Raw genomic sequence first — 14,403 nt, 5'->3', positions numbered from 1 at the left:
ATCACAATTTAGTATCATTAATACTATTCCAATCATTTACACCCAAGCCCCACTTAACGTTAAGTGGGGCTTTTTTATGACACTACCTCTCATCTAATCCACCTGATCACTTATTTAATGTGATCGAAGTACTATTATCAGAACACAAAAATTTACTTAGTAAAACTTTTACTAATAATAGGTAAATATTTACTTCATTAATTATTACTGACCTCGGATTACAGCTATTCCGACTAGGAGGCAACGTGAACAATTGGGAAAACTTCCAACTTTTACATGAGAATCGTTTAGCGCCACGTGCGTATTTTTTCTCGTATGCAACGGAAAAACTCGCGACAACATTTCAACGTGAATTAAGCCAACACTTCCAACTACTGAGTGGTCAATGGCGCTTTCAATATTTCACAAATCCACAGTTTGTCTCTGAAGCGTTCTATTCTCAAGCAATGCCAGAATGGTCAGATATTACGGTACCAAACATGTGGCAAATGGAAGGACATGGTGATCTACAATACACCGATGAAGGCTTTCCTTTCCCTATCGATGTTCCTTTCGTTCCAACCGATAATCCGACCGGTGCGTACCAACGCGAATTCTTTTTAGGTCAAGAATGGGATCAGCAGCAAACACTGATTAAGTTTGATGGTGTCGAAACCTATTTTGAAGTGTACGTAAACGGCCAATATATCGGTTTTAGTAAAGGCAGCCGCTTAACCGCTGAATTTGATATTTCTGCTGCGGTACAAGCGGGCAAAAACCTGCTTTGTGTTCGCGTAATGCAATGGGCCGATTCAACCTATATTGAAGATCAAGACATGTGGTGGACCGGCGGTATTTTCCGAGATGTCTACCTTGTGGGGCAACATGCTACGCATATTCACGATATCCAACTTCGCACCGACTTTGATCATAATTACCAAAATGCCACTTTAAGCGGGCATATTGATGTAGCGAGTACGCTCAGCGAACAATCGAATCGATTCACGCTTGAATACGCTTTATACGATGGGCATACACTCGTAACGCAAACGCTTTCAGAAGCGTTTAGTGTTCAACGCCAACATACCATCGATTTCTCATTTGAGGTTAATCAACCGAAACAATGGAATGCAGAAACACCTAATCTGTATCAATTATTCATCACATTAAAAGATCAGCAGGGTAATACTCTAGAAGTGATCCCGCAACGAGTTGGTTTTCGTGACATTAAGGTTCGTGATGGGTTGTTTTATGTGAACAATCAATACGTGATGCTACATGGTGTTAATCGCCACGATAACGATCACCTTAAAGGCCGTGCAGTGGGGATGGATCGTGTTGAAAAAGACATCATCTTGATGAAACAACACAACATCAACTCAGTACGTACCGCCCATTATCCGAACGATCCTCGTTTTTACGAGCTATGCGATATCTATGGTTTATTCGTTATGGGTGAAACCGACGTAGAAACTCATGGTTTTGCTAACGTGGGCGATTTAAGCCGCATTACCAACGATCCTGAATGGGAAAGCACTTTTGTCGATCGAATTGAGCGCCACGTTCATGCACAAAAAAATCATCCATCGATCATTATCTGGTCGCTCGGTAATGAATCGGGTTATGGCTGTAATATCAAGGCCATGTACCAAGCCTGTAGAGCCATTGATGACACTCGCTTAGTTCATTATGAAGAAGATCGAGATGCAGAAGTCGTAGACATCATCAGCACCATGTATTCTCGCGCTCAACTGATGAATGCCTTTGGTGAACACCCACATCCTAAGCCTCGTATTATCTGCGAATATGCTCATGCGATGGGTAACGGACCTGGCGGATTAACCGAATACCAAAATGTATTTTACCAACACGATTCAATTCAAGGTCACTTTGTTTGGGAATGGTGTGATCACGGTATTTTAGCGCAAGATGATCAAGGCAATGAATTCTATAAATACGGTGGTGACTATGGAGATTATCCAAATAACTACAACTTCTGTATGGATGGCCTAATCTTCTCCGACCAAACCCCAGGACCAGGTTTAAAAGAATACAAACAGGTTATTGCCCCAATAAAGGTACGTGATTTTGATGCCCAAAAAGGTCAATTAACTATCGATAATAAGCTGTGGTTTAGTAACCTTGATGATTACACCTTTACGGTTGAATTCCGGGCAGAAGGACAAACTTTATCAAGCCAAACTTTAAAAGTAGAAGCACTGGATGCCAATACGAGTCGTAAGATTCAAATTGAATTACCTGAGCTTGATACTCGAGAAGTATTCCTCACCGTATCTATTCATAAAGACTCTCGTACCTCTTATAGCGATGCGCACCATGCTATTGCTGGATATCAATTCCAAGTCAAAACCAATACCGCCGCTTTAGAAGATTACCAGCATAGCAATAGGTTGCCTTTAGTTCTTAATGAAGATCGTTTGGAATACCACATCCAAGGGCATAATTTTGCTCTGATATTTTCTAAACTCAACGGCAAACTCACTTCATGGAAGATCAATGGTGAGGAAATGATTGTTTCTGCGCCTAAGTTAAACTTCTTTAAACCGATGATCGATAATCATAAACAAGAACATGAAGGTCTATGGGAGCCCGCTCACTTGCAAATTATGCAAGAGCACTTCCGCACACTCGACGTTCAAAGCATGCAAGATACTATTGAAATCACCACCACCAGCATCATTGCCCCACCAGTCTTCGATTTTGGTATGCGCTGTAAATATCGCTACCAAATCAATGCGATGGGCCAATTAAATATAGAATTAAGTGGCGAACGTTATGGCGACTATCCTCACGTGATTCCAGTGATTGGGCTTGATCTTGGGATTAAGCAAGATTTCAATATCGTTCAATATTATGGTCGAGGTCCAGAAGAAAACTATCAAGACAGCCAACAAGCCAATCACATTGATGTGTACCAAACCACAGTGCGCGATATGTTTGTAAATTACCCATTCCCACAAAACAACGGCAATCGACAAGATGTTCGTTGGGCTGCACTGACTAACCGCCAAGGCAAAGGCTTATTGGTGAAGCCACAGCAACCGATCAACCTCAGTGCTTGGCATTACACCAACCAAAATATTCATCAAGCACAACATACTATTGAGCTTGAAGAAAGCGGCTACATCACACTCAATCTTGATCATCAAGTCATGGGTTTAGGATCAAATTCTTGGGGAAGTGAAGTATTAGATTCTTATCGTGTGTATATGGATACCTTCCGCTACGCCCTCACACTTGCACCACTTGAAGGTGGCCATAATGCAGCGCAAGAATTGGCCAAACACCAATTCGAGAAAGGATTGTTTGTTCCGTCAGTAGTTTCTAACCCAATAACACAATGTGAAAACGAGGCATAAGGCATGATTATTTTAGATAATTTAGAACAGTTTAAAGTGGTCTACCGTGACGGTAAAAAATGGAATCGCTGTATTGAAGCTATTGATAACCTGAACAATATACAGCCAAACGTCATGCATTCTATTGGCGACTCATTGGTGTACATGATCCAAGAAAACATCGCTAATGAGCAGCAACACTGCTCAGACTTCATCGGAAATCGCCGTTATTTTGATGTGCATTATTACCTTGAAGGCGGTGAAGAGATTGAATGGGCAGACAAAAAGTCACTCACGACTACTCATGCTTATCAAGATGAAACCGATCGCGAATCTTTCACCGGTAATGGTCAAAAAGCTCAGCTATCACAAGGTCAGATCGTTATTTTTAATAATGAAAATGCCTATCGATGCATCGCTTCCCAACTCTGTAAAAAAGTGGCTTTGAAAGTCACCATCGAAGATGGCTATTTCTTAAATAAATGATACTGGGATAAAAATAAAGGGGATAGTCAGGCTGACTATCCCAAATAAAAAAACAGTACTCACGATGAATATCAAAATTTAACTATCTATCGTGAGTCATTAATAAAATTCAGGGGGAACACCACATGACTGAGTCTATGCGTGGCACTATCGGCAAATTCGCTTTGCTGTCCATGACGTTTGCAGCCGTATTTAACGTTCGTAACATCGTTAACAACAATATTGAGCTGGGTTTAAGTTCAGCACCAATTTTCTTATTTGCGACCATCGTTTACTTCATTCCATTTGTTTTTATTATTGCCGAATTTGTTTCAGCTAATAAAGATTCTGAATCCGGCATGTACGATTGGCTAAAACAACCATTAGGCACCAGAATGGCCTATCTAGGTTCATTCCTTTACTGGTTCGTGAACCTATTTTGGTTTATCTCATTGCTACCTAACGTTATCGCCTACGCTTCTTATGCGATGCTAGGGTATGAATATGCATTCTCTCCAATGATCACCTCGATTATCTCTATTATTCTTTTTGCGGCGGCAACGCATATCTCGACTAAAGGCGCGTCGTGGTTAGGTAAAATTTCTGAACTTGTTGCTTATGGCGTATTCGCCTTATTTGGTATTTATATTGTTGGCGCGTTAATGGCATTAGGTGGCAACATTGTCCCTGCAGAGCCGATCACATTAGAAGCAATGACCCCAACTATTAACTGGGCAACGCTCGGTATTATGTGTTGGATTTTCCAAGCAGCAGGCGGTGCAGAAACGGCGGCGGCTTATCTCAATGATGTAAAAGGTGGAACGAAATCATTCATAAAAGTGATCATTGCCGCTGGGGTTGGCATTGGGATAATGTACGCTGGCGGATCTTTACTTGTGAACGTATTTGTTTCTAGTAAAGATTTAACTTATGCCGGAGGTATGGTCGAAATATTTACCGGTATGGCGCAATATTTCCATATTTCTGAAACCTTAGTCGGCCGCTTTGTTGGGATCGTACTGTTCATTGCTATGTTTGGCTCTATGATGATGTGGACTGCGGCACCAGTCAAAATTCACTTCTCTGAGATCCCAAAAGGCGTTTACGGCGAAAAAACAACCGAGCTCAATGAAAATGGTGTACCGGTGCGTGCAGCATGGTGGCAATTTGTATTTGTCGTCGTCATGCTTGTCGTTAATGGTTTTGGTTCAGAATCAGTACAAGAGATGATGAACACCGCGATCAACCTAACCGCAGGGACCGCAATGCTTCCACCAATTTTCATTATGGTGGCGTACTTTGTCTTCCGCTGGAAACACGATGACACTCCTCGTGAATTCCGTATGGGATCTCGTAAAGTCGGCATGGGAATTGTATCGATACTTATCGCTATTTTTGTCGTGAGTATGGCCGCTTCTGCCTTCCCAACTGGCGTTGATTTAATTAAAGCTTTCTTCATTAATGTCTTTATGACGGCTGTATTCTCAGCACTTGCCTATTGGTGGATTGCTCGATTTGAGAAAAAACAAGCTCAGAAAACCGATATGAATGATAACAACATAGCGGAGAAAAAAATCGCACCACACACGCACTAATTAATCAATGAAACATGGCGGTTATCCATTAGCGATACCGCCATATTTCTCTTAATACGGTATATTTTTTGACTTAATAGTCATCACTGCAGCCTTTTCATATCAGAGGGCTTTGTTATTTCTTTTTATTTCTTTTTATGTCTTTATTCAATACCACTCAAAATAAACCAACTAAGTCATCCCTCCTTTCTACCTCTATCGTCAAATAGATCAACAAAACAATAAAAGTAAATATTTTACTAAATTAAGATCACACTTTAGAAGGTAACCGTTAGATAAAAATCAATACTAGACGTATTATTCTTACGCACTTTCAACATCGAACAAAACCACTCATAACAACATAAAAAACATAAAAATCAATGCGTTAAAATATCGCACATTAATTATTACACCAATAACAAGATCAACCCACATAATGGAGAGCACTATGGTGGATCCCAAACGCAGTACCATTGGTAAATTTGCTTTACTTTCAATGACCTTTGCTGCTGTTTATAGCTTTAATAATGTTGTGAACAATAATATTGAAATTGGGCTCTCGTCCGCCCCTATGTTCTTTATTGCGACCATCTTTTACTTTATTCCTTTTTGTCTAATCATTGCTGAATTTGTTGCTCTGAATAAAAATTCAGAAGCTGGGGTCTATGCTTGGGTGAAAAGCTCACTGGGTGGGCGCTGGGCATTTTTATCCGCTTACACCTATTGGTTTGTGAACCTCTTTTTCTTCACCTCATTATTACCTCGTGTAATGGCTTATGGCTCCTACGCTTTCTTGGGTTATGAATATATATTTACTCCGCTCACCACCGCCGTGATCTGCACTATCTTGTTTGGCGTTGCGACTTATATTTCAACTAATGGGGCTAAGTTTCTAGGCCCTATTACCTCGGTCACTTCATCGCTCATGTTACTGTTAACTCTTTCCTATATTTTGCTTGCCGGTGGTGCATTGATGGGGGGAATTCAACCCGCCGATCCAATCAGTATGGAAGCAATGACACCTAATTTTAACTGGGCATTTTTAGGCGTAATTACTTGGATATTTATGGCGGCAGGTGGCGCAGAATCTGTCGCCGTATACGTAAACGATATAAAAGGCGGTCATAAATCTTTCGTTAAAGTTATTATTATTGCGGGAATTTTCATTGGAGCACTTTACTCAATAAGCTCTATTCTAATTAATGTCTTTATCTCCCGAGAAGAACTAAAATTCACAGGGGGTTCGGTGCAAGTATTTGAAGGATTAGCCCACCATTTTGGTTTACCTGAAGTGTTCATGGCACGATTCGTTGGTTTGGTTTCTTTCACAGCAATGCTCGGCTCATTACTTATGTGGACGGCAACCCCCGTCAAGATTTTTTTCTCTGAGATACCACAAGGAATTTTTGGCGCTAAAACGGTTAAACTCAATAAGAATGGGGTTCCAGCACGTGCCGCATGGATGCAATTTTTTATAGTTATTCCTTTAATGATCATCCCCACTATAGGATCAAATACAGCACAAGATTTAATGAACACCGTAATAAATATGACCGCAGCAGCCTCTATGTTGCCACCACTTTTTATTATGATTGCCTATTTGATGTTGCGCGTAAAACTGGATCACTTAGAACGTGATTTTAGAATGGGATCTCGCCGTACGGGTATTGTGGTGGTTTCTATTTTGATCGCCATTTTTACCGTAGGCTTCTTTGCCGCAACTTTCCCTTCTAGCGCTCATATACTCACGATCATCTTTTATAATGTTGGGGGTATTGTTATCTTCCTTGGCTACGCTTGGTGGAAGTACAATCAATATGAAAAAACACTCACCGATGAACAAAAGAAAATGGAAGCCAGTATACTCACGTAAAATATAGCGATAACTTAAAAAAGCCCTTTCTCAACGTCATAAATAAGAAAGGGCTTTATAAACCTAGCGTTCTCGAATAACACGATCCGTCATTATAACGATATGGCTAAACGATTTTTATTCCTGCTGGCATTATCCGCTCTGGCGTTAATAATACACTTTCCGATTCATCTTCAGTCTCGGCACATAACAACATACACTCTGATATCTCCCCGCGCATTTTAGCTTTTTCTAAATTACACAATACGACGACCTGTTTGTCCAACAGCTCGCTCTCAGTGTAATAAGGCACAAGGCTGGTCACCGTTTGCAACGTTGTTTCTCCTACACACACTTGAACAATATACAATTTGTCGGCATTTTCATGTCGCTTAACTTTTGTAATACGCCCTACTCGAATATCTAATTTGGCGAAATCGCCATACGAAATAATATCCATTAATTTCTTCCTATGATTGACCACATTTAATCGATGATATCGGCTGCTGGTAGGCCCCGATTGATCATATTTCCCTTCATTTATCGCCTACTTTCAAAGGTTAACAAATCATTCGGCTTTAATGTATACAAATAGTAAATATTTACTAAATATAGATCACATGTTTACTAATAAAGCATGGGTAAGTAAAAGATTGCACTGTATTATTCTTTGGCTTGCTCACCACTTAACGTGTTTTTACAATCATAAAAAATAAGAATAAAGCCATGAAAATACCTTTACTGAAAACCTTTGCTTTAACCTTGCTGGCTACATCGCTCCACGCTTACGCTCAAGATCCTGAAATACCAGCCACCCATACTTCAACCCAGCTACCACCAACCGAAAGTTCACATTACCGTTTCTATGGTGAAGTGGGTTTTGGTGGCTCAACAATGTTAGAAGGTGACGATAAGCATAAATACAGCGACGGTACTTATATCGAAGGTGGAATTGAGTTCAATTTCGATCATTGGTTTGGCTTGTTATACGGCGAGGGCTGGACAGTTCAAGCCGACGATGAGGGAAATCCATGGGCAACCGGTCATGGTTGGGGAGGATTCGAAGGTGGGATCAACCGAGCTTATATTGGTTATCGCACTGACGGAAAAACAGAATTCATCGCAGGCCGTATGGATTCTTCACTGGACGATATTCAATACTGGGGCGATCCGACCGTAGAGTATGGTTACGAAGTGCCCAATACTCGCGATGTAAATATAGCCATTAAAGTACAAAATCTAGATGGCAAGTTTCGTTATAGCCTTTCCGCAGCACCAAAAAGTAATTTCGATGAAGATAATGCTCTGGTCCATTTTGGAAAATACGATCGTTATGCCGATAAATATATTTTAGATGGGATGATTAATGGTTACGTTCAGTACGACTTATATGATGATTTAACATTGATGGGCGGCGCAGAAGTAACCGATGGCAGCGGGGAAATGGTGCTAGCAGGAGTGCAATATAAAGGCCTTGCAACACGAATATGGCACCACACCGATAAAGGCGCAGAGACAGATCATGAAACCGAAAGTGGTGTGATGACCAGTGCCATGTATGAAGCATTCAAAGGTTTTTATCTTTCTGCTGCTTATAACTACGCTGAAAGAAAATTTGAAATTACCGACAATGAAACCGTTTCTTATATCAATGCGGGCATTTGGTTTGAATATGGAGGCGGCAGTTTTGCGACAGCATTCGACAGCAAATGGTATATGGATAACGACACCACCCAATCGGATAATAAAGTCTTCTTAATGCAATACTTCTACTGGTAATTATTAAAGGAAAATAACATGTTAACCAATAAAACCACTCTTGCTTGCACCATTACCAGTGTCTTACTTATGGTTGGTTGTTCTCAAAAAACACAAGAAACACACCACCTTGCTACTGATTATAAAAATGTTATTAATCGCACCGGTTCTCCTGAATATATGCGTGATACTGATTCAGATGAACACCAAGTTTACAGCCCATTCTTTGATGATGGCGCATGGCATGGACACATACTGCCCGACAATAAAGAAGGCATAGGCGGCTTTCCTGGTCCTGCGCTCTTAACTGAAGAATACATCAACTTTATGGCCAATAATTTTGACCGTTTAAGTGTGTATCAAAACAGTCAAAAAGTTGATTTTAAGATGGAAGCTTACAGCCTGCCTGGTGCTCTTAAACAAGTGCTCACCGCACCCGGCATTAACATTGAAATGACGCTGCGTTTTGCCAGTAATCGTACTTCATTATTGGAAACCCAAATCACCACAGATAAACCATTGGATCTGGTATGGGACGGGCAATTAATGGAGCAGGTATTTGCCAAAAATGGCCATTCTCAAACCAATAAAACCATTGAGCAAACGTATCCTAATTATAAGCGCACTCTTATTCCTACCACCGATGGTTTAACGGTGACCTTTGGAAAGGTACGTTCAACATGGGATCTTCTTACTTCGGGTGAGTCTGAGTATCAAATCCATAAAACTATTCCGATGAAAACCACCATAGAGGGCCATCAATTTACCGCACGTTCTCATATTGATGCTTCCACCACCATTTACACCACCTATTCCCATGTATTAACGAAAGAAGAAAACCAAACCGAACAAGCCAAAATTAAAGATATGTTGGTGAATCCACAATTTTACATCCAAGCGTCGCAGCAACGCTGGCAAGGTTATTTAGATAAAGGATTAGTGAATCCAGATGCCACTTCCGCTCAAGAACGTGTTGCAGTAAAAGCGATTGAAACCTTAAATGCAAACTGGCGAGGTGCAGCGGGTGCAATGAAATTTGACTCTGTGACCCCATCGGTTACTGCTCGTTGGTTCTCGGGTAATCAAACTTGGCCTTGGGATACTTGGAAACAGGCTTACGCGATGGCGCACTTCAACCCTGAAGTAGCAAAAGACAATATACGTGCCGTATTTTCTTATCAAATTCAAGAAAACGATCCGGTTCGTCCTTGGGATGCAGGCTTTGTTCCCGACCTTATCGCATACAATAAAAGCCCAGAACGTGGCGGTGATGGGGGTAACTGGAATGAACGAAATACTAAGCCGAGCTTGGCTGCATGGGCTGTCATGGAGGTGTACCGCACCACCCAAGATAAAGCTTGGTTAACCGAGATGTACCCGAAATTAGTGGCATACCATAACTGGTGGTTACACAACCGTGATAACAACCATAACGGAGTACCAGAATATGGTGCAACCCGAGATAAAGCCCACAATACCGCCGACGGTAAAATGTTGTTTACGGTAATCAAAGGGGATACATCTGAAACCTTCGCAGGACTAGATAAATACCAAGCAATTTTAAAAACCGAACATTATGACTCAATTGAGATCCCAGCCCAAACGGCAGCCTCTTGGGAATCAGGCCGCGATGATGCTGCCGTTTTCGGTTTTATCGATCCCGACCAAATGAAAAAATATCTTGCCCAAGGTGGTAAACGCAGTGATTGGGATGTTTCTTTTGCACAAAATCGTGATGAAAAAGGCACATTATTAGGTTACTCCTTGCTGCAAGAATCTGTCGATCAAGCCAGTTATATGGTTAGCGATAACTATTACTTAGCCGAAATGGCAACGATTCTGGGGCATGATTCAGACGCTACGATATTTACCCAAAAAGCCACTGACTTAGCCGACTACATTAACCAATGCATGTTTGACGAAAAAACCGGTTATTTCTACGATATTCGTATTGAAGCGATGCCACTTGCCAATGGTTGTGCCGGTCGCCCGATTGTTGAGCGCGGCAAAGGCCCAGAAGGTTGGTCACCACTATTTAATGGCGCGGCAACACAAGCGCATGCAGATGCCGTAGTCAAAGTAATGGAAGATAGTAAAGAATTTGATACTTATGTTCCTCTTGGCACAGCCTCACTGACGAATCCAGCCTTTGGCCCTGATATTTATTGGCGTGGGCGTGTTTGGGTAGATCAGTTCTATTTTGGTCTTAAAGGCATGGAAAAATACGGTTATCGAGATGATGCGGTAAGAATGGCGAACACTTTCTTTGCCAATGCTGATGGCTTAGTCGGAGATGGCCCTATTCGTGAGAATTACAACCCACTCACTGGCGCTCAACAAGGTGCACCTAATTTCTCATGGAGTGCAGCGCATCTTTATATGCTTTATAACGATTTTTTCACTAAACAATAAGTAAAAAAACAAAGCTAACCGTTCACTGCCTCTTACTAATACACTCATATAAATGGTCATCATGATTTGATGGCCATTTTTTAGAAGTGTCATCATTTAGAAAATCATACATAATTCGGCATACCCAAAGATTAAAAGCGCCATATCCTCGTTTATGGCCGCCTATTCTGATCCCCCCAATAAAGCCCAAATTAACCATCAAATGACTTTTCTTTCACCGTAAACCATGACAACCTACGCCCCTAATTAAGATGATGATCCTCATCATTTTTCAGTTAATGGTATTTTGGTTGATGAACTACTTATTTACTTATCTCAAAGGCATTGCAATGGGCGCTGCCGATGTTGTTCCTGGTATTTCAGGGGGGACTATTGCTTTCATTACCGGTATTTACGATACCTTACTTGGCAGCATTCAAAAGGTTAATCCAAGTTTATTCGGCTTATGGAAACGTGAGGGATTCAAAGCTGTTTTACTGCATATCAATGCGGGCTTTCTGATTGCATTGTTTGGCGGGATCCTGACCAGCATTTTAACGTTAGCCAAATTGATTTCTTGGCTATTAGCCACCCATCCGATCCCTTTATGGTCTTTCTTTTTTGGTTTAATTTTAGTTTCAGTCATACATATCTTCAAACAAGTCGAACAAAGAAAAGCCCTACATTTACTTTTTTTAGCTCTAGGAATAGCGCTGGCTTACAGCATTACGATTTTACAACCGCTTAATATGCAAGCCACACCTGTTAATTTAATTATTGCTGGTGGCATTGCTATTTGTGCCATGATTTTACCTGGCATTTCAGGTAGCTTTATTTTACTGTTGCTTGGTATTTATCCAACTATTCTGACTGCCGTAAAAGAGCTCGATCTGGGTATCATTAGTTTGTTCGCTATTGGTGCAGTTTGCGGTTTATTAAGCTTTTCGCATCTATTAGCTTGGTTATTAAAGCGCCATCGTGATGCTACTCTGATTTTCTTAACAGGCTTAATGGTTGGCACACTGCCAAAAATTTGGCCTTGGAAAGAAACGATAAGTTGGATGACCAACTCTCACGGCGAGCAAGTACCATTGCTGCAACACAATTTACTTCCCAATCAATTTGAGCATGTAGTGGGTGAACCATCACAACTCTTCCTAGCGATCATCTGTATGATCAGTGGTGTTTTGGTGGTGTGGCTACTAGAAAAATTCGCTCAAAACGATTAACTAAATATCGTCAGATTAAAATCAATAGCCCAAGTTTTCGGATTTGAGCTTTTTATTATTATTTCCTTTATTATTCTCCCTAACTCACACATTGATAACAAAGTCTGTTTCGCACTACCCCTTACTGGTAATATCGGATTGAAAAAATTACTGATGAGATAGATATGCTAGCCAACGTCGCTTCAAATATACGCCGTATTATATACTCTATCCTATTGATTGGATTGGCATTAACTGCTGGTTTTTATGCTCCTGATTTATATTATTTTGTCAAAAACAATACCGCATTTACCTCTACTGCACCTAAATGGGATCTGTCTCGCTATTGCCCACTATCAACCAAAGAATGCCAACAAAATAACGTCATATTAGCCCTAGATACTGATATTGTGCGCCCATTAACCGCCACTCAAATCCATGTGACTTGGCCAAATCAAAATAGCGATAAATTAATGTTAACCTTACACGGCCTTGAAATGGATTTAGGAGTAGTAAAGTTTCCTGTTATTAAACAAACAGATGGTAGCTACTTTGGCAATATTGTATTGCCTATTTGTACCGATACTAAAATGACTTGGATTGGATCGTTAACAGATAACAACCAGAACACCATTTATACTTCAATTAGGATGGAAAAATGAAAAAGTCTTGGATAGGCTTATTAATATTGGCATTTATTATTGGTGCTGCGGCCAATTTGTATATGAATAATCACGAGCGGATTAATGCCGAAGATCCACAAGCTACCTTGTTAGAAGGAATCGATGGAGAAGTTGTCAATATTTTTGATGACCAAGACCAGCGCATTCGAGTTATATACTTTGGATTTACACGTTGCCCAGATGTTTGCCCAACTTCACTCGCCATGTTATCAGCCGCCTTAAAGCAGCTCCCTCAAACGGAGCTAGATAAGATCCGGCCGATGTTTATTACTTTAGATCCTGAACGTGATTCTGGTAAGGATGCTCAAAAATATGCCCACTATTTTCACCCGAACATTGAAGGATTTTCAGGATCACTCGATACCATATCAACTCTGGCTCACCGTTACGGGGTGATTTTTCAAAAGACTGAATTAAAAGACTCAGCGTTAAAATACACCATTGATCACAGCTCTTATTTCTACTTTGTAGCATCCGATGGTTCATTATTGAAAAAAGTACCACACACATTAAACCCACAACCTATTATTGTTGCCATTGAGCAACTAGAAAAGGAAAAACCATAATGAAAATCAATCTACTTTCTCTAGCGAGTATAACGACCATCACTTTATTATTAAGTGGATCTGCACTCGCCCATGATGGCTTAAAATATGACAATCCGTACGCACGAGCCACGCCACCGAATGCCGTTAATAGTGCTATTTTTATGACTATTGAAAACCACCAAGATCACAACCGAAGCCTTATCTCGGTATCAACTAATGTCGCAGAAAAAGCAGAACTACATACCGTAGAAAAAAATGGCGAGTTAATGAAAATGCGCCAAGTAACCAACATTACTTTACCGGCACGTGGACAAGTTGAATTGAAACCAGGTAGCTTTCATATAATGCTGCTCAATGTGAAACAACCTTTAGTTGAAGGGCAAACCATTTCTGTCACACTCACTTATGCCAATGGTGAAACCAAAGATATTACCGTTCCAGTTAAGAAAGTAATGGCAGGCATGATGAGCATGCCACACGACGATGAACATAAAAAAACAGAGAAAACCGAACATTCGATGGATCATTAATTTCATCAGCACAAATCCTGTACAGACAAAATGGTGTCATTATTAATATCAAC

At 40.7% G+C, this 14,403-nt stretch carries 11 protein-coding genes; 10 read left to right on the top strand and 1 reads right to left on the bottom strand.

Going from position 1 to position 14,403, the window contains the following annotated elements; all coding sequences use genetic code 11:
- Nucleotides 1–245 precede the first annotated feature (245 nt).
- The 4 genes from ebgA to HC725_RS02800 all read left to right on the top strand — a co-directional run bounded on the left by ebgA (nucleotide 246) and on the right by HC725_RS02800 (nucleotide 7,253).
- Nucleotides 246–3,359 carry a beta-galactosidase subunit alpha gene (ebgA, locus tag HC725_RS02815; protein ID WP_190330246.1) on the top strand — a complete coding sequence of 1,038 codons (3,114 nt, stop codon included), beginning with the start codon at nucleotides 246–248 and terminating at the stop codon, nucleotides 3,357–3,359.
- 3 nt (nucleotides 3,360–3,362) lie between these two features.
- Entirely contained in the window at nucleotides 3,363–3,824 is a 462-nt protein-coding gene (locus HC725_RS02810) for a beta-galactosidase subunit beta (RefSeq protein WP_190330245.1), read from the top strand.
- A 125-nt stretch (nucleotides 3,825–3,949) separates the two neighbouring features.
- Entirely contained in the window at nucleotides 3,950–5,398 is a 1,449-nt protein-coding gene (locus HC725_RS02805; RefSeq protein ID WP_190330244.1) for an amino acid permease, read from the top strand.
- Between the two features lie 430 nt (nucleotides 5,399–5,828).
- Nucleotides 5,829–7,253, top strand: a complete 1,425-nt coding sequence (locus tag HC725_RS02800; RefSeq protein ID WP_190330243.1) for an amino acid permease — start codon at nucleotides 5,829–5,831, stop codon at nucleotides 7,251–7,253.
- A 106-nt stretch (nucleotides 7,254–7,359) separates the two neighbouring features.
- Here HC725_RS02800 and HC725_RS02795 read toward each other — a convergent pair whose 3' ends face one another.
- A complete protein-coding gene (locus tag HC725_RS02795) occupies nucleotides 7,360–7,692 on the bottom strand; it encodes a tRNA-binding protein (protein ID WP_190330242.1) in 333 nt (110 codons plus the stop codon).
- 266 nt (nucleotides 7,693–7,958) lie between these two features.
- Here HC725_RS02795 and ygjJ point away from each other — a divergent pair, with 266 nt between their 5' ends.
- From ygjJ to HC725_RS02765, 6 genes are all read left to right on the top strand, one after another.
- Entirely contained in the window at nucleotides 7,959–9,011 is a 1,053-nt protein-coding gene (gene ygjJ, locus HC725_RS02790) for a protein YgjJ (RefSeq protein ID WP_190330241.1), read from the top strand.
- Between the two features lie 18 nt (nucleotides 9,012–9,029).
- On the top strand, nucleotides 9,030–11,402 hold the full coding sequence (ygjK, locus tag HC725_RS02785; RefSeq protein WP_190330240.1) for an alpha-glucosidase: 2,373 nt from the start codon (nucleotides 9,030–9,032) through the stop codon (nucleotides 11,400–11,402).
- Nucleotides 11,403–11,695: 293 nt separating this feature from the next.
- Nucleotides 11,696–12,610 (top strand): DUF368 domain-containing protein, encoded by a 915-nt coding sequence (locus HC725_RS02780; RefSeq protein ID WP_190330239.1) that lies wholly within the window; start codon nucleotides 11,696–11,698, stop codon nucleotides 12,608–12,610.
- A 164-nt stretch (nucleotides 12,611–12,774) separates the two neighbouring features.
- Nucleotides 12,775–13,251 (top strand): hypothetical protein, encoded by a 477-nt coding sequence (locus HC725_RS02775; RefSeq protein ID WP_190330238.1) that lies wholly within the window; start codon nucleotides 12,775–12,777, stop codon nucleotides 13,249–13,251.
- Complete coding sequence (locus HC725_RS02770; RefSeq protein ID WP_190330237.1) at nucleotides 13,248–13,838, top strand: SCO family protein; 591 nt, start codon at nucleotides 13,248–13,250, stop codon at nucleotides 13,836–13,838. The genes HC725_RS02775 and HC725_RS02770 overlap by 4 nt, the downstream gene beginning before the upstream one ends.
- On the top strand, nucleotides 13,838–14,350 hold the full coding sequence (locus HC725_RS02765; protein WP_190330236.1) for a copper chaperone PCu(A)C: 513 nt from the start codon (nucleotides 13,838–13,840) through the stop codon (nucleotides 14,348–14,350). The genes HC725_RS02770 and HC725_RS02765 overlap by 1 nt, the downstream gene beginning before the upstream one ends.
- Nucleotides 14,351–14,403: the final 53 nt, after the last annotated feature.

The organism is Vibrio sp. S17_S38 (assembly GCF_014694375.1).
In the GTDB taxonomy this organism is placed as follows: Bacteria; Pseudomonadota; Gammaproteobacteria; order Enterobacterales; family Vibrionaceae; genus Vibrio.
The sequence above is the reverse complement of the archived record's forward strand: the minus strand, read 5'-3'. Positions and strand labels throughout refer to the sequence as shown.

What these genes read in the sequence shown, in the direction of transcription:
- HC725_RS02805 (WP_190330244.1), top strand. Translation starts at nt 3,950, where the DNA reads ATGACTGAGTCTATGCGTGGCACTATCGGCAAATTCGCTTTGCTGTCC.
- HC725_RS02775 (WP_190330238.1), top strand. Translation starts at nt 12,775, where the DNA reads ATGCTAGCCAACGTCGCTTCAAATATACGCCGTATTATATACTCTATC.
- ygjK (WP_190330240.1), top strand. Translation starts at nt 9,030, where the DNA reads ATGTTAACCAATAAAACCACTCTTGCTTGCACCATTACCAGTGTCTTA.
- HC725_RS02810 (WP_190330245.1), top strand. Translation starts at nt 3,363, where the DNA reads ATGATTATTTTAGATAATTTAGAACAGTTTAAAGTGGTCTACCGTGAC.
- HC725_RS02780 (WP_190330239.1), top strand. Translation starts at nt 11,696, where the DNA reads ATGAACTACTTATTTACTTATCTCAAAGGCATTGCAATGGGCGCTGCC.
- HC725_RS02765 (WP_190330236.1), top strand. Translation starts at nt 13,838, where the DNA reads ATGAAAATCAATCTACTTTCTCTAGCGAGTATAACGACCATCACTTTA.
- HC725_RS02800 (WP_190330243.1), top strand. Translation starts at nt 5,829, where the DNA reads ATGGTGGATCCCAAACGCAGTACCATTGGTAAATTTGCTTTACTTTCA.
- HC725_RS02770 (WP_190330237.1), top strand. Translation starts at nt 13,248, where the DNA reads ATGAAAAAGTCTTGGATAGGCTTATTAATATTGGCATTTATTATTGGT.
- HC725_RS02795 (WP_190330242.1), bottom strand. Translation starts at nt 7,692, where the DNA reads ATGGATATTATTTCGTATGGCGATTTCGCCAAATTAGATATTCGAGTA.
- ygjJ (WP_190330241.1), top strand. Translation starts at nt 7,959, where the DNA reads ATGAAAATACCTTTACTGAAAACCTTTGCTTTAACCTTGCTGGCTACA.